The sequence below is a fragment of the Streptococcus sp. 449_SSPC genome, assembly GCF_001073005.1.
Lineage (GTDB): Bacteria > Bacillota > Bacilli > Lactobacillales > Streptococcaceae > Streptococcus > Streptococcus salivarius_F.
Map to the genome: position 1 here is coordinate 173307 of NZ_JVGR01000022.1, position 19940 is coordinate 193246.

A 19940-nucleotide genomic window follows, 5' to 3' on the forward strand; every position below is an offset into this window, starting at 1 on the left:
AAATCCAGGCCTTTATAGGACCTGTTACAAAACTTGTTTATTTCTACGGTGTTTCAGAATAAGATAAAAAATCACTTCAAAAAGGAGAAAAGTAAAATAAATTCCTAAAACGTAAAGCAAAGTTTCCCATTTATCTGTTGCTGATTGAAAATGGCCGTGATGATCCACTGTACGGATGCTAATCAAAAGACAAACATCTAGAAATAGGGCTAGAAGAATACCATTAAAGCCTATAAAAAAACGCTTTTTAACCATAGTCTGACTCCTGTATGTTTTTTTCTTAACCATAGAATAGCAAGCTCAACTTAAACCAGCCTAAAGCAAAAAAAAGACTCAAAGAGCCCTTTTTCCTTTATTTCAATTTTTCTTTCAAATATTGTCCTGTGTAGCTTTCTGGAACAGCTGCTACCTCTTCTGGAGTCCCTGTAGCTACGATGGTACCTCCACCGACACCGCCTTCAGGACCCAAATCAATGATATGGTCTGCTGTCTTTATAACATCCAGATTGTGCTCGATTACGAGAACAGTGTTCCCATCGTCCGCAAAACGCTGCAACACCTTCAAGAGACGCGCAATGTCATCTGTATGAAGACCTGTCGTAGGTTCATCTAGAATATAGAAAGACTTCCCTGTAGAGCGTTTGTGCAACTCACTAGCTAGCTTCATACGTTGGGCTTCACCACCTGAGAGGGTTGTTGCTGGTTGTCCCAGGGTCACATACCCAAGTCCTACATCCTTGATAGTCTGTACCTTACGAGCAATCTTAGGAATAGCCGCAAAGAAGTCAACTGCGTCATCAACTGTCATATCCAGAATCTCCGCAATATTTTTTCCCTTATAACGAACTTCTAAGGTTTCTGAATTATAGCGTGTGCCATGGCAAACCTCACAAGGAACATAAACATCAGGTAGGAAGTGCATCTCAATCTTGATAATACCATCACCAGAGCAGGCTTCACAACGGCCACCCTTGACATTGAAAGAGAAACGCCCCTTCTTATAACCTCGAATCTTGGCCTCATTGGTTTGAGCAAACAGATCACGAATATCGTCAAAGACGCCTGTGTAAGTCGCTGGATTAGAACGAGGTGTACGCCCAATTGGACTTTGGTCAATATCAATCAATCGCTCGATATGTTCAATGCCTGTCACTGATTTGTGTTTACCAGGTTTCTCACTATTGCGATTGAGCTCTTGAGCAATTTTTTTCTTGAGAATTCCATTAACCAAAGTCGATTTTCCTGAACCAGAAACACCTGTGACTGCAATCAACTTTCCAAGCGGAAACTTGACAGATACATTCTTAAGGTTATTTTCGCTAGCTCCTGTAACCTCGATAAAACGACCATTACCTACACGACGTTCCGTCGGTACAGGAATTGATTTAGCACCTGACAAATATTGCCCGGTGATTGATTTCTTGTTCTTAGCCACTTCCTCTGGAGTTCCCGAAGCCATGATTTGCCCACCAAAGGCACCAGCACCAGGTCCCACATCGATAAGCCAGTCAGCCTCACGCATGGTATCTTCATCATGCTCCACCACAATCAAGGTATTGCCAAGGTCACGCATCTTTTTAAGACTTGAAATCAAGCGATCATTGTCACGCTGATGAAGCCCAATAGAAGGCTCATCCAACACATATAGGACTCCAGAAAGGTTAGAGCCAATCTGTGTCGCCAAACGGATACGCTGACTCTCACCACCTGAAAGGGTTCCAGCCATACGAGAGAGAGTCAAATAATTAAGGCCTACATTATTTAAGAAAGTCAAGCGATCCTTGATTTCCTTAACAATTGGACGAGCGATCACTCCCTCGTTTTCACCTAATTCAAGGTTATCGATTTCCTTAAGATGATCTGAAATAGACAAATCAGAGATTTGACCAATATTGAGACCATTCTCACCACCAACACGAACTGAGAGTGCTGCTTCGTTAAGACGATAGCCATGACAAGTTGGACATGACAGCTCATTCATATAACCTCGCATGACATTGCGAGTGAAATCACTATTGGTCTCGTGATAGCGACGATTGATATTAGTCACAACCCCTTCAAAAGGAATGTCAATATCACGCACCCCACCAAAATCATTAACATAATGGAAATGGAATTCACGATCCCCAGATCCGTAGAGAATCAAATCTTGTTCTTCTTTTTTAAGATCTTCAAATGGCGTATCCATATCCACGCCGAACTGCTCCATAGCCTGCTCAAGCATGGCTGGATAGTAGTTGGACGAAATAGGATTCCAAGGCGCCAGAGCACCTTCACGTAAGGTCTTACTAGCATCAGGGATAACCAAATCCATATCAACTTCCAGTTTATTACCCAAACCATCACAGGTCGGACAAGAGCCGAATGGCGCATTGAATGAAAAGAGACGAGGTTCTAACTCTGGCACTGTGAAGCCACAAACCGGACAAGAATAATGTTCTGAGTAAAGCAGCTCATTATCATCCATGGTATCCACAATCAAGTAGCCATCTGCTAAACGTAGGGCCGCCTCCACCGAATCAAAGAGACGACTACGGATACCATCCTTATTCACCAAGCGGTCTACAACTACTTCTATATTATGCATTTTAGACTTAGACAACTCTGGCACTTCTGTGACATCGTAAATCTCACCATCTACACGAACACGAACATAACCGTCCTTTTGTACACGCTCAAAAACGGCCTTGTGTTGCCCTTTTCTACGACGAACAATCGGCGCTAAAATCTGCATACGCGTACGCTCAGGAAGAGCTAGAACCTCGTCCACAATCTGTTCCACAGAGGACGACTGAATGGCTCCATGACCATTAGGACAATAAGGAACACCCACACGGGCATAAAGAAGACGAAGATAGTCATTAATCTCTGTTGCCGTTCCGACCGTCGAACGAGGGTTTTTGCTTGTTGTTTTCTGGTCAATGGAGATGGCAGGACTCAAACCATCAATCGAGTCCACATCAGGTTTCTCCATATTTCCCAAAAACTGGCGGGCATAGGCTGAGAGACTTTCCACATAACGACGTTGCCCCTCTGCATAGATGGTATCAAAGGCCAAAGAAGACTTACCAGAACCTGACAAGCCCGTCACCACCACCAGTTTATCACGCGGAATCTCCACATCGATATTTTTTAAATTGTGAGCTCTTGCTCCATGAATCACTAACTTATCTTGCATATTTTTAAGAGGCCCTAGCGCAAAAGCTACTGCCGCTCCTTTCTACAGACGGATGGAAAATCCATCCCGACTTTCTCTCATAATTATAACAAAATTTCAATTTATCCAGCCCAAAAATGTTTCAAATGTAGTATAATGGTGGAGTGTCTAAAAAAGGCAAGGAACATCATCCCAAGCCTCATTTGACAGCACTAAAAAAGCTAAGAGCAGTGTTTATTGGACTTAAAAGCGATTGTAAAAATCCTTTTATAATCAAGACGCCAGCGCTTACTTAATGACGAAGGAGGGGTTCCCATTGAAACAAATGTTCTTATCCACCGGAAAAGAATTCAAAGAAATTGAAACATTCGAGCCTGGTGCTTGGATTCATTTGGTGAACCCTTCCCAAGAAGAAGCCATGAAGGTCGCAGAACGGTTTAACATTGATATTCAAGACCTCCGCGCCCCTCTGGACGTGGAAGAAACTTCACGTATCGATGTCGAAGATGACTACACCCTGATTCTGGTCGACGTCCCAACCCAAGAAGAGCGTAATAACAAAAGCTACTACGTCACTATTCCATTGGGTATCATCGTTACCGATGAGGTGGTTGTTACTACTTGTCTTGAGGACATTAGTCTCATGGATAACTTCCTCAACCACCGTGTGCGTAACTTCTACACCTTTATGAAAACCCGTTTTGTCTTTCAGATTCTCTATCGCAACGCTCAACTTTACCTAACCGCCCTACGTTCTATCGACCGTCAGAGTGATAAATTGGAAGCTCAGTTGGAAAATGCGACTAAAAACGAGCACTTGATTGACATGATGGAATTGGAAAAATCCATTGTCTATCTAAAAGCCTCACTTAAGATGAATGAGCGTATTGTCAAAAAGCTAACAGGTAACGCCTCTAGCTTGAAGAAATATATCGAGGACGAGGATCTCTTGGAAGATACGCTGGTTGAAACCCAACAGGCCATTGAGATGGCAGGCATCTATGAAAATGTCTTGAATGCCATGGCTGAAACCTCTGCCTCTATCATTGGCAATAACCAGAACACTATCATGAAAACACTCGCTCTCATGACTATGGCTCTGGACATCCCAACCGTTATCTTCTCCGCCTACGGTATGAACTTTAAAAACAATTCTATGCCACTAAACGATTTAGATAACGCCTTTTGGGTCATCTTCTTCATGGCAGCCTTCGGGTCATCCTGCGTTGTTATCTACTTTATCAGGAAAAAATGGTTCTAACATAGAGCCTCTTCTTTTCCCTAAACTACAAAACTAAAAAATAATACTATTTATCGAAAGGTCATCTCATGGACATCCAAAAACTCACCAAGAAAAACCAAGAATTTATCCACATCGCAACTAACCAACTCATCAAAGATGGTAAATCAGACCAAGAAATCAAAGACATCCTTGGCAATGTCATTCCTGAACTTATCGAAAATCAGAAAAAAGGAATTACAGGACGTGGACTCCTTGGTGCTCCAACTGTTTGGGCTGCTAGTTTCTCTCCTGAAAAACACCAAAAACCTGAAACTAGTAAGCCTAACAAAGAAGTACCAGAAACAGATAAAACACCTTGGAAGATGTGGCTTGATACCTCACTCTTCCTTCTAGCCATCGTTGCTATCATGAACGCAATCTTTGGTTTCTCAGGTACACAAACTAGCTACGGTCTCACAACCCTTCTTTCAGTGTCATTCATTGGAGGCCTTGCTATGTATACCCCTTATCACTACATCTACCGTCACAATAACAAACCAAAAGAAGAACGTCCAAAATGGTGGTTCAGCATGACCGTCATCACACTCTCTTTTATTGCATGGTTTGCTCTCTTTAGTCTTACAGCCCTTCTTCCAAGCTACCTCAACCCTGGTCTTTCACCAATTGTGATCCTTATCATTGGTGTCATTGCTGGTGTTGCCAAATACTTCTTCAAACGTCATTACAACGTCCAAAGTACTTACGCACCTGCATCTTAATCAATCTCAACCTCAAGTACCCTTATGGGTGCTTTTTTACGTCAGAAATCTTGACACAGTTGGCTATTCTATACTAAAATGTTAAAGTTAATAGACAAAAGAAAGAATTCCAATAGATGCGTATCAAATTCCCTCTACTAATCATTGCTTGCTGCCTATTACTTATGGCTTGTGGCCACAAGAATACTCAGAAAAACTATCAAGCTTACTATAGTTTTAACAATGTGACGTCTTCCACTCAGGAAAAACAACTAGCAAAAGCCTTAAAAAGCAAGGGCATCCCGACAAAAGACTGGGACAATCTAGCCCCTTATATTAGTCGTTACAATCAGGAAAATACAAACCTCCAACCTGTTGTCAAAAATTGGACCAAAAGTAAAATCGGCAAGGATCAAAATCAATTCGTCACCTTCCTTAATGAAAAAACTTTCGAAGATAACAAATCACATTTTACTGATGACTTAAACTGCCGACGAACATCATTCCTCCTTCTTCATGATCTTATTACAAGTTCAGAGGACCTCACCAAATTAGACCTCCCCCTTCAAAATGAATTTATAGATCTTAAGTCACGCCACAAAGAGCTAACCGCCAAGGATCAAGCTCTCTATAGTCTCCTCTTTGGGGATAATATTAGCTACCAGTCTACGGATGACCTTCTTAAAGCTTGGAAAAAAGCTGGACTCAAGTTTCCAGAAAAGGTTAAACTCCTCTCGGTCTTTCAAAATAGCCCTGGTGATGTTAGCAATTTCCACACGGCTATAGCTTACGAAAAAGACGGCAGTATCTATGTCTTTGAAAAACAGGACCCAACACTTCCTTATCGCTGGAGCCGCTTCAATAATTGGGCTGACATCAAATCACACTGGTTATCCAATCGCTTCAAAGTCTTCAAAAATAATGTTGATATCCTCGTTAACGACCAAAAATTTGATGATTTCTTAGAAAACGCCCTCTTTATACCACAAAACAACCAACTAGCTCCTCAAGACAAATGAGAGACCAGTTGGTTTTTCTTTACGCTTAACTATAAGACTAAATCTCTCCATGTAGCCCTAGAAATGTCTAAAATCTACAAAATCAAGACAGAAAAAAATACCCTCAATCGAGGGCATTATTTTAGTCTTCGTTTACGTAAGGCATAAGTGCCATAACGCGAGCGCGTTTAATCGCTGTTGTTACTTTACGTTGGTTTTTAGCTGAAGTTCCTGTTACACGACGTGGAAGAATTTTACCACGTTCTGAAACGAAACGGCTAAGAAGCTCAGTATCTTTGTAATCAACATATTCGATTTTGTTAGCTGCGATGTAATCAACTTTTTTACGGCGTTTGAATCCGCCACGACGTTGTTGAGCCATGTTTATTTCTCCTTTATATATTTAATTCGTTTTGTCCATTATTAGAATGGAAGATCGTCATCTGAAATATCCATTGGGTTTGAATTACCAAATGGACTCTCGTCACGACCGAAGTTTGGTGTAGATTGCGCAGGCTGTGATCCACCAAATGAACCACCAGTTGAAGCTCCACCACCGAATGAATTTGAATTATCAAATCCTCCAGCGTTGTAAGAACCACCACTGTGACCTTCACGTGCCGCACGGCTTTCCAACATTTGGAAATTATCAGCGACAACTTCAGTTACGTATACACGTTGACCTTGTTGATTTTCATAGTTACGAGTCTGAATACGACCTGTAATTCCAATCAATGCGCCTTTCTTAGCCCAGTTAGCCAAATTTTCAGCTTGCTGGCGCCAGATAACACAGTTAATAAAGTCAGTTTCACGTTCACCATTAGCACCCTTGAAGTTACGATTAACTGCAAGACTGAATGTAGCAACTGCAACATTACTTGGTGTATAACGAAGTTCCGCATCACGGGTCATGCGACCAACGAGTACGACATTATTAATCATAATCTACCTTCTTACGCGTCAAGTTTAACGATCATGTGACGAAGAATGTCACCGTTGATTTTTGAAAGACGGTCAAACTCGTTAAGAGCAAAATCGTTATCAGATTCAACGTTAACAACGTGGTAAAGTCCTTCACGGAAATCTTGGATTTCGTATGCAAGACGACGTTTTTCCCAATCTTTTGATTCAACAACAGTTGCACCGTTGTCAGTCAAGATAGAATCGAAACGTGCTACCAAAGCGTTTTTAGCTTCTTCTTCAATGTTTGGACGAATGATATAAAGAATTTCGTATTTAGCCATTGATATTTTCCTCCTCTTTTGGTCTAATGACTCATGGTCTTTCGCCACGAGTAAGTGAGGTGCACTCACAAGATATGATTTTACCAAAGAATAGGAGATATTGCAAGGAAAAACTTATTAACTTTATCTTCCAAATAGTAAAAAGTTTAAATGACCAAGAAAAGAGCTAGACCTCATCAGTTATCTTTTCTCTGACTAAACTTCATGCTAAAATAAGAGAATGCTTTATCATAAAAAGAAATTAGGGGAAAAACTAGGGCTTCCAACCTTTAACCACTACTATAATATCCCTATTACCTCCCTAGAATATGATTTTCAAAACCTAGGTCCGAGTGATGCCTACATTATCACTTTCAAACAGGACAACAACCTTTTTGTTGTCGATATGACACATCAGCTTGGTCACACCAGTCATTTCGATACTGTCTCTCTCTTTAAAAAAGACAATCTCCTATCAGGTATCGCTGCTGTCCCTTTAGCTGCTGTCCACAGCATTCAAATCTTGAGTTTTCCAGACGAGTTATACTCTCTGGATTCTAGCCAGCATCTTAAAAATCTGGTCGCTCTTTACTACAAGGATGCTGAAATCATGCGCTACCTCAAGACGACTAAAAATATCGGTGATCAGGTGACAAGATATCAATTAGAGGCTAATCGACTAGAAAGACAAGGTAAGAGTTTTGACTTCTTCAAGTACACCAATCGTGGCAAAATACGAGAAGAAAACGGTCTATCGGAAGTATCCAGCAAGGACTACGACTTCATTCCTGATTTTCATCCCTTCTTAACCTCACCAAGAAGCCAACAGGTTTTAAGCGTCCCAGTAACCTACTGTGATGACAAAACGAAACAGACCGCTAGAATAGACATCATGGGCTGGTACATCAAGGACCAGCAGCTTAAGATTCGTTGGAAACCTAAGTACATGCGCAAACGCCGATGGCGTTCTTCACGTATCTCAGTTGACATCGTTACCGGCAACTACTTCTTCCAAGGGCAAATCTATAGAGACAGTAGCGCCCCCATATTTCTAGACAACCTAAGCTTTGATAACAAGGTTCCTAAAAGTTTCCTGCCACATCTCCAGAAACAGTACCAAATCTTTATGGCTCTAGTCGAAGAACAAAAAAGACTGGCTCTCCTACGAGAGGTCCAGTTGAATAATAAGGATTAAGAGTCTTTCACTAAAATCCAACATATCAAAAAGCTCATTCTTACACGCTAGAATGAGCTTTTAAGATTCTTCAATTGTCATTAGAACATCCTTTTGGAATTTTGTAAAAAATATTTTCATAAGGAGGAGTCATTGTGTGTCACCATTTTTATACCTAGCAATCATAGATTACCTCCATCAACTTACAAATAACATTTTTGTATTGTAAATTTTCTATTACATTGGTATCACTCCCTAAGCTATTTTATGCAATAACTTGAAGTGTCTCCATTTTTATAACGTCCTAAATTCATCATCATAGTAATCACCTCTGATTCGTATGATTTGAGACCTATCTCCCCATTGACCACTCAATGAGACTTACTTGTCGCCGTTCTTATAACGACTTACATCAAACATCAACATAAGCGTCACCTCGGTACTTTTTTACAAGATTTAAGCATTTAACTTTTGTCGATAGTTTACTCATTTGGCATCGGTATCACTCCCTTGTAGCTATTTTATGCAACATTTTTAATCGCCGTTTTTATACCTACTGATATTTTTCATGAACTCACCTCGTTCATCTTAAGAATATAGGATTTACGTTTCGTTTGGCATGGGTATCACTCCTTAGGCTATTTTACGCAACAACCTAAGTGTCTCCATTTTTATACCTACTAACATTTCTCATGAGCTTTACCTCACTATTTCTTAAGTTAACAGATTTGAGTTTGGCTTTCGACTTCTGGTGGTATCACTCCCTTGTAGCTATTTTATGCGACTGAATTAATCTCCGTTCTTGTAACGTCCTACTGTCATGCGGTCACGCTCCTCAGAGATGATTGGTAAAGTTACTTGTTTTGCCTACTGTTTTGTTTAGAGATCTTAGTCTCCGTTTTTGTACCTTGAAATATTGACTCTCACCATGGCTTTTACCTCCTTGATGAATCCTTATCTTCTTTACACTCTTAGTATAATGTAAACGCTTACTTTTGTCAATCTTTTTAACAGAAAAACGCATGATTTTTTGAAAAAAGATTTCTTTGCTACAATAGAGACATGTTAGATTTAAAAGAATACGGCATTGTCATGTGGGATGCTGAGAAAATCGCCTCTTTTCGTCGTACCCTCCTGGACTGGTACGATCGAGAGAAACGAGACCTACCGTGGCGTAGAACTAAAAATCCCTATTATATCTGGGTCAGTGAAATCATGCTACAACAAACCCAGGTTCAGACTGTCATTCCCTATTACGAGCGCTTTTTAGACTGGTTCCCAACAGTTAAGGATTTAGCTGAGGCTCCTGAAGAGAAGCTTCTCAAAGCTTGGGAGGGGCTAGGTTACTATTCACGTGTCCGAAACATGCAAAAGGCTGCGCAACAAATCATGAATGATTTTAATGGTCAGTTTCCAGATACTTATGAAAACATTGCCAAACTCAAGGGCATAGGGCCTTATACTGCTGGTGCGATTTCTAGCATCGCCTTTGGGCTCCCAGAACCCGCTGTTGATGGTAATGTTATGCGAGTCATGGCTCGTCTCTTTGAGGTTAACTACGATATCGGAGACGCCAAAAATCGTAAGATTTTCCAAGCAATTATGGACATTTTGATTGACCCTGACCGTCCAGGTGACTTTAATCAGGCGCTTATGGACCTTGGAACTGATATCGAATCAGCTAAAAATCCGAGACCAGACGAAAGCCCAATTCGCTTTTTCTGTGCAGCCTATCTCAACGGAACTTATGATAAATACCCCATAAAATTACCTAAGAAGAAGCCTAAACCTATGCAAATTCAAGCTTTTATTATCAAAAATGAAAAGGGAGAGTTTTTGCTCGAAAAAAATGTCGAGGGACGTCTACTAGGTGGTTTCTGGTCCTTCCCTATCATGGAAACGGACTTTATTGGTCAACAACTTAGTCTTTTTGAAAAGGACGATTGTATTCTCGAGACAGTCTCTCAAAAGGCTATTTTTGAGGAAAATTATGCCCTCAAACCAGAGTGGACGAATAATAGTTTTACACCCGTAAAGCATACTTTCAGCCACCAAAAATGGACCATCGAGATGGTGGAAGGTAGCGTTAATGACGATAAAGTCACTACCGATAAGGAGCTATGCTGGGTAGCGGCTGAAGACTTCGACCAGTTCCCAATGGCCACACCACAGAAGAAAATGATTAAAACTTATGAAGACAGCAAAAAAGGATAGCGTTGAGTGCTACCCTTTTTCTTATGCATCAATTTTATTGTGCTTCCGGCTACGCAAAGCAAGGTATACTTTTGAAAGAACTACTCCCAAAAAGATATAAAACAACTCCAAATAAGTCACATTTTTTGACATCAAAAATTCAATCATAATACGACACTCCTTTTTATTAAGAACTCCTGCCACTGTTCTTAGTTGTGCTTCTATTATAGGTAAGAGGGCCAATAAAAAATAGTGACATAAATGTCACTATAGAGAACAAAAAGCCGAAACGTTCAAGTTTCAGCTTGAGAATTATTAATCTACTTTGTAGAAGAAGTAACTGTCGTCTGTGGTGCCACTTAGTTGTTGTCCCATCCAAAGACGCTCTTTTGTCTTATCAGATTGGTCATCAGCTGTCTCTGATGATGACATTACAGAACCAGTCAGAGATACTCCTTTAGGTAAGAATGCAATCATTCCACCTCCAGGACCAACTACTTTTGGTACAAGTCCTGCTTTAAAAAAGCCATCAGTAATTTTACCATATTCAATTGCTACTTTCTCAGTATCACTTACTAACCCATTTTTATCAAAGGTCATTGTATAGCCTTTACCATTCTTCCAAGTTCCAGCGATACTTGAGAAATCACCATTCTGAATAGCATTGATGTCCATACCAGTCTCTTTGTTTGACTTGCTATCGCTACTACTATCTTCTGTCTCGTCACTACTTGAGTCGTCAAAATCATACCAATCTTCGGAAGATAAATCCAAAGTCTGTTCGTTACCTAAGCCAACCTTACTTGCACCATCAGTTGTCTCAGACATGCTGAAATCAACTGATTGAAGCTGGTTAAAGGCACCATCTTTAATTTCATAGGTCTCAGCCTTTGCTTCAGGCTTCATGCGCTGGAATAGTTGACAGTAAATTGTACCATCTTTATAAAATTTCATAGTGCTCAAGTAACCACCCTTGGCAAAAGTTCCAGCACTTTTGGCAAAAACAGGCTTATCATCATTATCAAGATAATATAGCGCATGGACACTGTCAGGAGTACCAATCAAAAGTTCAGCTGAGCCATCATGGTTGATGTCTACATAGCTATATTGCACGTTTTCTCCTGCTCTTTTAGCATCAAAAATAGTGCTAGTCGCATAAGCTTCGTCAGACGAAAGATCACTTGGAACAGCCGATGTATCACCGTTCAGAGCAATGGGACGATAGAGGTCCAAGACCGAAGCATAGAGCTCATCGTAGCTCACTTCCTCGGTTTCGGACGAATCGCCACTCACTTGCTCAGACTTAGCAGTACCGTCTCCTGAACCTGAAATGTCCGTATTCGTTGCGTTACAAGCCGTCAGCAAAAACAAACTTGATAGGAGTGCAAATCCTGTTAATTTCTTTTTCATAACTATCCTTTCATAAGAAACGACCTAACGTTAACATTAAATCATTTAAATCTCTCTGACGTTATATTAACAATTGTATGATTATCAAGTCAAGTATTTTTTGAAAAATTAATTTATATTTATTTGTCAAGAACACTTATATAATCCGAGCTTTCACTATGACTAAACAATTTCAATCTCAATAAAATTAGAGTTTTAATTAAAAAATCTAGACATTAGATGGTAATTCTTTTTACAATTACAAGTATACGAATCAAAAAAAGCCGGATCTCAGTCCAGCTTTTATCTGTCTATTTCTACTTGGTCATGAAGTAGGTGATAATCACCAACACTGCTACGATAGCTAGAACAACGGCCAGAAATCCTAGCATGTAGCGCAAGAGAAAATAGGTAAATGGAAAATTTTCTTTCATGTTTTACTTTGCCTCATACCATGTGCGGCCGTCATTCTCATCTGCGATGAGAGGAACAGCGAGTTCGACTGCAGCTTCCATGGTTTCTTTAACCAAGGCCTTCATAGCTACAAGTTCGTCGTTTGGCACCTCAAGGACGATTTCATCGTGCACCTGGAGGAGCATCTTAGTTTTATAGCCACCTTCTACCAGAGCCTTGTCTAGGTTAATCATAGCAATCTTGAGGATATCAGCGGCACTTCCTTGGATAGGCGAGTTGATAGCTGTACGCTCTGCGAAGTTGCGGACGTTAAAGTTACGAGAATTGATATCTGGCAACTCACGACGGCGGTGGAAGAGGGTCTCGACATAGCCCTTATCCTTGGCTTCACGAACCACATTATCCATATAGGCCTTGATACCAGGATAACGTTCAAAGTAGGTGTCGATATACTCCTTAGCCTTCTTACGGCTAATGCCTAAGTTGTTGGATAGACCAAAGTCAGAAATGCCATAAACGATCCCGAAGTTAACAGCCTTTGCATTACGACGGTCGTTAGGTGTAACATCCTCTGGCTTTTCAATACCAAAGACACGCATGGCTGTAGAGGTATGGATATCTGCCCCCTCTTTAAAGGCTGCAATCAAATGTTCATCTCCCGAAATATGGGCAAGCACGCGCAACTCAATCTGTGAGTAATCCGAGCTTAAAAGGACTGCGTCCTCAGTCGATGGGACAAAGGCCTTACGAATGAGACGACCTTGCTCCAAGCGAACGGGGATATTTTGCAGGTTGGGATCCACTGATGACAAACGACCTGTCTGAGTTAAATCCTGCACATAACGGGTATGAATCTTGCCATCCTCAAGGATATAATCTTGAAGCCCCAAGACATAGGTAGACTGAAGCTTGGTGATTTGGCGGTACTCCAAAATTTTAGCTACGATTGGAGCAATTGGAGCCAAACGTTCAAGGACATCCACAGCTGTTGAGTAACCTGTCTTGGTTTTCTTAGTGTATTCCAAAGGTAGCCCCATCTTTTCAAAGAGGATAACACCCAACTGTTTAGGCGAGTTAATATTGAACTCCTCGCCCGCCATTTCGTAGATTTCTTGGGTCAATTTATCGATGACTACTTGGTTTTCCACTGCCATCTCGTTAAGGGTTTGTCCCTTGACCTTAATACCAGCGATTTCCATCTTAGCTAGCACATTTGCCAGTGGTAACTCCATGTCAAAGAGAAGCTCTGATTGACCGTGTTCAGCCAACTTTTCTAGCATGACCGGTTTAGCGACCTGAAGGACCTTGACTTTTTTAGCCAGGTGGCTAAGTAAGACCTCTTTTTCAGGAACCGCACGCTTAGCTCCCTTGCCATAGACCACTTCATCTGTTTCCAACGGTAGGTCCGTATAGAGACGGGCAATGGTTGACAATTCATTATCCTCAACGGTTGAGAGGAGATACTTAGCCAGACGGGCATCAAAATTAGCCGTAGGCAAGTCAATCCCTAGATGGCTCAAAAGGACCTTACTACGCTTGAAATCGTAGATATTAACAGCTTTTGAAAGAGCTGTCTGGAATGCCTCTGATTTGAGTAGGTCAGTATCTGTAGACGCATAAATCTGCTTGTCATTCCCCCAAGCAAAACCGATGATAGGTTCTGTGTGATAATTGTCACCAAGAATCTCAAAATAGAAGAAATCATCAGAACTAAAGTGACCCGCTGTCACTTGGCTAGGCTCAGTATAGGCCACATCAAAATCCTGCGGCACAGCCTCTCCACCAAGGGCATTTTTGAACTGAACAAAGCCCATCTCGTCATAGAAGGCCGCCAATTTTTCAAGGTCAGGTCCCGTAAAGGCCGTATCATCTAGGCCAATTTCAATAGGAGACTGGGTATCAATGGTCGCCAAAGTCTTAGAAAGGAAGGCTTGATCCTTGTCGTTGATGAGATTTTCCTTCATCTTGGACTTCTTCATCTCATCAATATGCTCATAGATACCTTCAAGGGAACCGTGTTCCAAGAGGAGCTTAAGACCAGTCTTTTCACCAATCTTAGTAACTCCTGGAATATTATCGGACTTATCACCCATGAGGGCCTTGAGGTCGATGAATTGCGCTGGGGTAATCCCCATTTTCTCCATGAGGTAGTCAGGTGTGAAGGCCTCAAACTCAGCCACACCTTTCTTCGAAATCTCAACGACTGTGTTTTCGTCAGTCAGCTGAATCAAGTCTTTATCCCCTGAGACAACCGTGATTTGATAGTCTTCACTGGTGTTTTCAGCCATCTTAGCCAAGGTACCGATAATGTCGTCTGCCTCGTACTGAGCCAGGTCATAATAGGCGATACCACGTGCAGCCAACATCTCACGAATATAAGGAAACTGCTCACGGAATTCCTCTGGAGTCTTGGCACGACCAGCCTTATAATCCGCAAACATCTCTGTACGGAAAGTTGTTTTCCCAGCATCAAAAGCTACCAAGACATGAGTCGGCTGGATTCGCTCAAGCAGGTTGTCCAACATGAGGTGGAAACCGTAAATAGCATTGGTATGAAGGCCATTATTGTTACGAAAACGGTCAATTTGATTATAGAGTGCGAAAAAGGCACGAAAGGCAACGGATGAACCGTCGATTAGGAGTAATTTTTTCTGATTAGTCATAGGTTTATTATAGCATAGATGAGAGCATTGGTTTTGATTGAAAAACTCTTATTTTGCGGAGACTGTTTTATAAAATAGTCGTTCAAAGATAGAAACTGAAAGGAAAATTGTCCAGAGACAAGCTGTAAAAATAGTCAGTCAACAGCTGATGGCAAAAGTCCGCTCACAAAACGATCTCAGGCATTTCCCACCTCCACGCCCCATATCCAAATATGCTATAATAGGAGCTATGAACACAAAGATTTTAGACCAATTAGAATTTAACAAGGTCAAGAACCAGTTCACAGAATACCTGCAGACTGAACAGGCTCAGGCGGAGTTACGTGACTTGGTGCCTATGACCAATCCAGAGAGAATTCAAAATCAATTTACAGAAATTCAAGAAATGGCTGAGATTTTCGTAGAGCACCATGGCTTTGCCATTGGTAGCTTGCGAGATATTTCTGAGCCCTTGCGTCGCTTGGAACTGGATGCTGACCTCAACATTCAGGAGCTTATTGCCATCAAGAAGGTGCTGCAAGCTTCAGCTGACCTTGGTCGCTTCTACGCTGACCTTGAAAATGTTAAGCTCGTCGCTCTCAAACGTCTTTTCGAAAAGATTGAAGCCTTCCCAAGTCTACAAGGTAGCCTTCAAAGTATCAATGATGGTGGTTTTATTGAGCATTTTGCTAGCCCTGAGTTGCAGAATATCCGTCGTCAACTCAAATCTTGCGATGATGCCATTCGCCAGACCTTGCAAGACATTCTCAAGAAATCTGGCCACATGTTGGCTGAGAGTTTGATTGCTAGTCGTAATGGTCGTTCAGTGCTGCCTGTCAAAAATACCTACCGTAACCGTATTGCTGGGGTTGTGCATGACATCTCAAGCTCTGGAAACACAGTGTATATCGAGCCACGCGCCGTTATCCAACTTAACGAAGAAATTACACAATTACGTGCAGACGAACGTCATGAGATGGCTCGCATCCTGCATGAACTGTCTGATCAACTCCGTCCACAAGCGACTGCTATCGCTAACAACGCTTGGATTTTGGGCCACATGGACTTTATTCGAGGAAAATACCTCTATCTCCAGGATAAAAAGGCAGTTATTCCAAAGATTAGTGACAACCAAACACTTCAACTGCTTAACGTTCGTCACCCGCTCTTGGTCAATCCAGTGGCCAACGATTTGCGCTTTGATGAGGACCTCACAGCTATTGTCATCACCGGTCCCAATACCGGTGGTAAAACGGTCATGCTTAAAACTCTTGGATTAGCACAACTGATGGCTCAATCTGGTCTTCCAATTTTGGCTGATAAGGGTAGTCGTGTAGCCATTTTCCAAGAGATTTTTGCAGACATCGGAGATGAACAGTCTATCGAACAGAGTTTGTCAACATTCTCTAGTCACATGACCCACATTGTTGAGATTCTGGATGCTGCCGACAGCAACAGTCTTGTCTTGGTCGATGAGCTTGGGGCTGGTACTGACCCTCAGGAAGGGGCTAGTCTAGCCATGGCAATCCTAGAGCACCTCCGTTTGAGCCAGATTAAAACCATGGCTACTACTCACTATCCTGAGCTTAAGGCCTATGGGATTGAGACGCAACATGTGGAAAATGCCAGCATGGAGTTTGACACAGCGACTTTAAGCCCTACCTATCGTTTTATGCAGGGGGTTCCTGGTCGCTCTAACGCCTTTGAGATTGCTCGACGCCTCGGTTTGAATGAGATTATTGTCAAGGAGGCAGAAAACCTCACGGATACTGATAGTGATGTCAACCGTATCATCGAGCAACTTGAAGCCCAAACTGTGGAAACACAAAAACGTCTGGAGCACATCAAGGACGTTGAGCAAGAGAACCTTAAATTCAACCGTGCGGTCAAGAAACTCTATAACGAATTCTCCCATGAGTACGATAAGGAACTCGAAAAGGCTCAGAAAGAAATTCAAGATATGGTGGATACAGCTTTGGCTGAGAGCGATAGTATTCTCAAAAATCTCCACGATAAGAGTCAACTCAAACCTCATGAAGTTATCGACGCCAAAGGAAAACTCAAGAAACTTGCCCCTCAAGTGGACCTCTCTAAGAATAAGGTCCTTCGTAAGGCCAAGAAAGAAAAGGCTGCGCGTGCCCCTCGTGTCGGAGATGATATCATCGTTACCGCCTATGGTCAACGTGGTACGCTTACCAGTCAAGCCAAAAATGGTAACTGGGAAGCCCAGGTAGGTCTCATCAAAATGACACTCAAGGCGGATGAATTCACTCTTGTTCGTGCCCAAGCAGAAGCACAACAACCTAAGAAGAAACAGATTAACGTGGTTAAAAAAGCCAAAAAGGCATCTGGCGGTCCTCGTGCCCGTCTAGACCTTCGTGGGAAACGTTACGAAGAAGCCATGCAAGAGCTTGATGCCTTTATTGACCAAGCCCTACTTAATAACATGAGTCAGGTGGACATCATCCACGGTATTGGTACAGGTGTCATCCGTGATGCTGTTACCAAATACCTCCGCCGTCATCGCCATGTTAAAAGTTTTGAATATGCCCCACAGAGTGCTGGTGGTTCCGGATGTACCATTGCAACCTTAGGGTAAAAAATAGTTAAGAAAGACTGGGACCTTGTGTCCGGTCTTTTTCATATCCTACCAAAACAAAGAACAAAAAAGTCTCCCTTAATCAAGGAAGACTTCTATTTTCTATATCACACTTGTCCACAAATGCTGGATAATCTGACTAACTGGAAAATAGCCATTAATCAAGATACGTAAAACCCAGCTCGATGACAAGAGCGTTTGAATGTTGTTCATAGGAACAGTCGCAAGAATATTCCCCAACATAGTCAAAGGCACAAGACTCACTAAGGTGGCCAAGACCCCACCCACCACTTGGTAATGTCTCTGATCAAGTCGCTCAATTCTCACAAAATGGAAGAAAATACCAAGAAAGCGTAAGCCATAATAGGCTATACAGTAGATAGCAAAATAAGCAACACCCACATAATAGACACGGTCAAGTGAAAAGATGTTCTGATCTTTAAAGAAAGCTATACTAGCATCCTTGGTTGGATTGGTATAAGGTACCCAAAGATTGATAGCCTCTCCTAGCGACCGGTAGAAATAGGCCGCCACACACATGGCGATAATGACTGAAACCACGTAATAAGCTTGCATAAAGAGGCCTCGACGGTAGCCAATGTAGAAATTCCAAGCCATAATGGCTAAGACAAGGAGTCCAATCATGCGTCATCCTCATCGTCATTTGTAGCTGTCGCCTTAACCTTGAGCTGCTCAAGTTGCTTAGCTCTCAACGTTTCCAACTCTTTTTCCATATCTTCAACTTGAATTTCGCGTTCCAACTGAGTCGACAAAGAATTGATAGCCATTAGGATAGCGATTGTTTCATTGTCAGCATTTTTCATCTGCTCTTTGATAATTTTATATTTCTCGTGGGCAACACGCTCCACCTCTTCCATGAAAAGGTTGTCCTTATCAGTTGTTAGCGTGAGATTCTTCTCTCCAAAATGAAATTTGTAACGGTTCTTATTTGCCATTTGCTTGTTAGCTGCCAATCAATGGTGGTCACGAATTCGTCACCGCAGCTTCTCCTTATTTTATTGCTTTTATATCGCCATTTGTTAGCAAGATTCAGACACTTACTCTGAGGCGTGTTCGATACTTAAATGCCAACCCATTTTCTCTAATTGTGGAAAAAAGAGCATGGTTAGGCATCCTCTTTCTAATCATTATATCCTAAATTTTAACTTTCGTAAATTTTAGACTTTGCACTTCTCTAGAAAAATAATTTTCAGAGATTCCGAGTCTGTAAAATATCTACCAATTCTCCTTTTTTGTGCTAAAATAGATTTCATGGGCACAATCGTATTAAAAATGACAGCAGAGCAGATTTCGACACTTCAAAAGGACCTGGCAAACTATGCGACTGCGACTAAAAATCCTTATGCACGTTTTTCAGCCAAGGTCGATGGAATAAGTGTCATCGCCTATACTTCAGGAAAGGTAACTTTCCAAGGAGCTAAGCCAGAAGTCTTGGCTAGCCGTTTTGGATACCAAGCTGAACCTAAGCATTCACCTGATGGGCAAAACCTAGCCCTAATTGGATCAGACGAAGTCGGAAATGGCTCCTATTTTGGTGGTCTAGCTGTTGTAGCTAGTCTAGTTACCCCGGCTGACCATGCCTTTTTGAAATCTCTTGGGGTCGATGATTCTAAAAATCTTAATGATATCAAGATTCGTCAGATTGCACCTATATTGGAGGAGAAAATTCCTCACAAGGCACTCCTTCTTTCGCCTAGAAAGTACAATGAAGTGGTTGGAGACGGTAAGAGTCATAATGCTGTGTCCGTTAAAGTAGCTCTCCACAATCAGGCTATCTTCTTATTGTTACAATCAGGTGCTAAACCAGATAAGATTGTCATTGATGCCTTCACCAGTGAGAAAAATTATCAAAAATACCTCAAGAATGAACGCAATCGCTTTGACTTTCCTATCACTTTAGAAGAAAAGGCTGAGGGGAAATACTTAGCTGTTGCGGTGAGTTCTATCATCGCTCGCAATCTCTTCCTGGAAAATCTGGACAAACTCAGCCAAGAGGTTGGCTACACCCTTCCTTCAGGTGCTGGTGCTAAATCTGACCAGGTCGCAGCCAAGCTTCTTCAAGCCTATGGAGATCAGGCTCTCCAAGCTACTGCTAAATACCATTTCGCTAATACTAAAAAAGCCTACCAACGCTTAAAATAACCCTGAAA

General features: G+C 41.7%; 16 protein-coding genes. 7 read left to right on the plus strand and 9 right to left on the minus strand.

The genetic code is table 11. The annotated features are described in order from the left end of the window. Positions 1 to 24: 24 nt before the first annotated feature. Both ADH51_RS05145 and uvrA read right to left on the minus strand, forming a co-directional pair. Positions 25 to 255, minus strand: a complete 231-nt coding sequence (locus ADH51_RS05145; protein WP_048674959.1) for a DUF3923 family protein — start codon at positions 253 to 255, stop codon at positions 25 to 27. 97 nt (positions 256 to 352) lie between these two features. Beyond that, on the minus strand, positions 353 to 3178 hold the full coding sequence (gene uvrA / locus ADH51_RS05150) for an excinuclease ABC subunit UvrA (RefSeq protein WP_037611178.1): 2826 nt from the start codon (positions 3176 to 3178) through the stop codon (positions 353 to 355). Positions 3179 to 3473: 295 nt separating this feature from the next. Between uvrA and ADH51_RS05155 the strand changes: the two genes are divergently transcribed. From ADH51_RS05155 to ADH51_RS05165, 3 genes are all read left to right on the plus strand, one after another. Then, complete coding sequence (locus tag ADH51_RS05155; RefSeq protein WP_002884446.1) at positions 3474 to 4418, plus strand: magnesium transporter CorA family protein; 945 nt, start codon at positions 3474 to 3476, stop codon at positions 4416 to 4418. Positions 4419 to 4486: 68 nt separating this feature from the next. Then, positions 4487 to 5158 (plus strand): DUF1129 domain-containing protein, encoded by a 672-nt coding sequence (locus tag ADH51_RS05160; RefSeq protein WP_048674962.1) that lies wholly within the window; start codon positions 4487 to 4489, stop codon positions 5156 to 5158. A 116-nt stretch (positions 5159 to 5274) separates the two neighbouring features. Beyond that, the gene (locus tag ADH51_RS05165) at positions 5275 to 6156 is read left to right on the plus strand and encodes a DUF4300 family protein (RefSeq protein ID WP_022495971.1); all 882 of its coding nucleotides are present in this window, start codon (positions 5275 to 5277) and stop codon (positions 6154 to 6156) included. 121 nt (positions 6157 to 6277) lie between these two features. Here the strand turns inward: ADH51_RS05165 and rpsR are convergent, their stop codons facing one another. Genes rpsR through rpsF form a run of 3 tightly spaced genes read right to left on the minus strand, consistent with a single transcriptional unit; the run spans position 6278 to position 7379 of the window. Beyond that, on the minus strand, positions 6278 to 6517 hold the full coding sequence (gene rpsR / locus ADH51_RS05170) for a 30S ribosomal protein S18 (protein ID WP_000068665.1): 240 nt from the start codon (positions 6515 to 6517) through the stop codon (positions 6278 to 6280). A 41-nt stretch (positions 6518 to 6558) separates the two neighbouring features. Beyond that, positions 6559 to 7077 carry a single-stranded DNA-binding protein gene (locus ADH51_RS05175; RefSeq protein WP_002891844.1) on the minus strand — a complete coding sequence of 173 codons (519 nt, stop codon included), beginning with the start codon at positions 7075 to 7077 and terminating at the stop codon, positions 6559 to 6561. 11 nt (positions 7078 to 7088) lie between these two features. Then, on the minus strand, positions 7089 to 7379 hold the full coding sequence (rpsF, locus tag ADH51_RS05180) for a 30S ribosomal protein S6 (RefSeq protein WP_002884188.1): 291 nt from the start codon (positions 7377 to 7379) through the stop codon (positions 7089 to 7091). Positions 7380 to 7599: 220 nt separating this feature from the next. Here rpsF and ADH51_RS05185 point away from each other — a divergent pair, with 220 nt between their 5' ends. Next, entirely contained in the window at positions 7600 to 8553 is a 954-nt protein-coding gene (locus ADH51_RS05185; RefSeq protein WP_002884801.1) for a hypothetical protein, read from the plus strand. Between the two features lie 1041 nt (positions 8554 to 9594). After that, entirely contained in the window at positions 9595 to 10746 is a 1152-nt protein-coding gene (gene mutY, locus ADH51_RS05190; protein ID WP_037611174.1) for an A/G-specific adenine glycosylase, read from the plus strand. Positions 10747 to 11040: 294 nt separating this feature from the next. On the opposite strand, the gene ADH51_RS10160 is transcribed toward mutY, so the two are convergent. Both ADH51_RS10160 and polA read right to left on the minus strand, forming a co-directional pair. After that, positions 11041 to 12135, minus strand: coding sequence for a DUF6287 domain-containing protein (locus ADH51_RS10160; RefSeq protein WP_037611246.1), 1095 nt, complete (start codon positions 12133 to 12135; stop codon positions 11041 to 11043). Between the two features lie 416 nt (positions 12136 to 12551). Next, positions 12552 to 15191 carry a DNA polymerase I gene (gene polA / locus ADH51_RS05200; RefSeq protein ID WP_038676779.1) on the minus strand — a complete coding sequence of 880 codons (2640 nt, stop codon included), beginning with the start codon at positions 15189 to 15191 and terminating at the stop codon, positions 12552 to 12554. A gap of 229 nt (positions 15192 to 15420) precedes the next feature. On the opposite strand from polA, the gene ADH51_RS05205 reads away from it, so the two are divergent. Beyond that, positions 15421 to 17769 carry an endonuclease MutS2 gene (locus ADH51_RS05205; RefSeq protein WP_048674966.1) on the plus strand — a complete coding sequence of 783 codons (2349 nt, stop codon included), beginning with the start codon at positions 15421 to 15423 and terminating at the stop codon, positions 17767 to 17769. Positions 17770 to 17871: 102 nt separating this feature from the next. Here ADH51_RS05205 and ADH51_RS05210 read toward each other — a convergent pair whose 3' ends face one another. Further along, a complete protein-coding gene (locus ADH51_RS05210) occupies positions 17872 to 18414 on the minus strand; it encodes a CvpA family protein (RefSeq protein ID WP_048674969.1) in 543 nt (180 codons plus the stop codon). Continuing rightward, positions 18411 to 18725 carry a cell division protein ZapA gene (gene zapA, locus ADH51_RS05215; RefSeq protein ID WP_004183554.1) on the minus strand — a complete coding sequence of 105 codons (315 nt, stop codon included), beginning with the start codon at positions 18723 to 18725 and terminating at the stop codon, positions 18411 to 18413. Before zapA ends, ADH51_RS05210 begins: the two co-directional genes overlap by 4 nt. 316 nt (positions 18726 to 19041) lie before the next feature. Here zapA and rnhC point away from each other — a divergent pair, with 316 nt between their 5' ends. Then, the gene (gene rnhC, locus ADH51_RS05220) at positions 19042 to 19932 is read left to right on the plus strand and encodes a ribonuclease HIII (RefSeq protein ID WP_037602749.1); all 891 of its coding nucleotides are present in this window, start codon (positions 19042 to 19044) and stop codon (positions 19930 to 19932) included. The last annotated feature ends 8 nt before the right edge of the window (positions 19933 to 19940 follow it).

What these genes read in the sequence shown, in the direction of transcription:
- ADH51_RS05145 (WP_048674959.1), bottom strand. Translation starts at nt 255, where the DNA reads ATGGTTAAAAAGCGTTTTTTTATAGGCTTTAATGGTATTCTTCTAGCC.
- uvrA (WP_037611178.1), bottom strand. Translation starts at nt 3,178, where the DNA reads ATGCAAGATAAGTTAGTGATTCATGGAGCAAGAGCTCACAATTTAAAA.
- ADH51_RS05160 (WP_048674962.1), top strand. Translation starts at nt 4,487, where the DNA reads ATGGACATCCAAAAACTCACCAAGAAAAACCAAGAATTTATCCACATC.
- ADH51_RS05165 (WP_022495971.1), top strand. Translation starts at nt 5,275, where the DNA reads ATGCGTATCAAATTCCCTCTACTAATCATTGCTTGCTGCCTATTACTT.
- rpsR (WP_000068665.1), bottom strand. Translation starts at nt 6,517, where the DNA reads ATGGCTCAACAACGTCGTGGCGGATTCAAACGCCGTAAAAAAGTTGAT.
- ADH51_RS05175 (WP_002891844.1), bottom strand. Translation starts at nt 7,077, where the DNA reads ATGATTAATAATGTCGTACTCGTTGGTCGCATGACCCGTGATGCGGAA.
- rpsF (WP_002884188.1), bottom strand. Translation starts at nt 7,379, where the DNA reads ATGGCTAAATACGAAATTCTTTATATCATTCGTCCAAACATTGAAGAA.
- ADH51_RS05185 (WP_002884801.1), top strand. Translation starts at nt 7,600, where the DNA reads ATGCTTTATCATAAAAAGAAATTAGGGGAAAAACTAGGGCTTCCAACC.
- mutY (WP_037611174.1), top strand. Translation starts at nt 9,595, where the DNA reads ATGTTAGATTTAAAAGAATACGGCATTGTCATGTGGGATGCTGAGAAA.
- ADH51_RS10160 (WP_037611246.1), bottom strand. Translation starts at nt 12,135, where the DNA reads ATGAAAAAGAAATTAACAGGATTTGCACTCCTATCAAGTTTGTTTTTG.
- polA (WP_038676779.1), bottom strand. Translation starts at nt 15,191, where the DNA reads ATGACTAATCAGAAAAAATTACTCCTAATCGACGGTTCATCCGTTGCC.
- ADH51_RS05205 (WP_048674966.1), top strand. Translation starts at nt 15,421, where the DNA reads ATGAACACAAAGATTTTAGACCAATTAGAATTTAACAAGGTCAAGAAC.
- ADH51_RS05210 (WP_048674969.1), bottom strand. Translation starts at nt 18,414, where the DNA reads ATGATTGGACTCCTTGTCTTAGCCATTATGGCTTGGAATTTCTACATT.
- zapA (WP_004183554.1), bottom strand. Translation starts at nt 18,725, where the DNA reads ATGGCAAATAAGAACCGTTACAAATTTCATTTTGGAGAGAAGAATCTC.
- rnhC (WP_037602749.1), top strand. Translation starts at nt 19,042, where the DNA reads ATGGGCACAATCGTATTAAAAATGACAGCAGAGCAGATTTCGACACTT.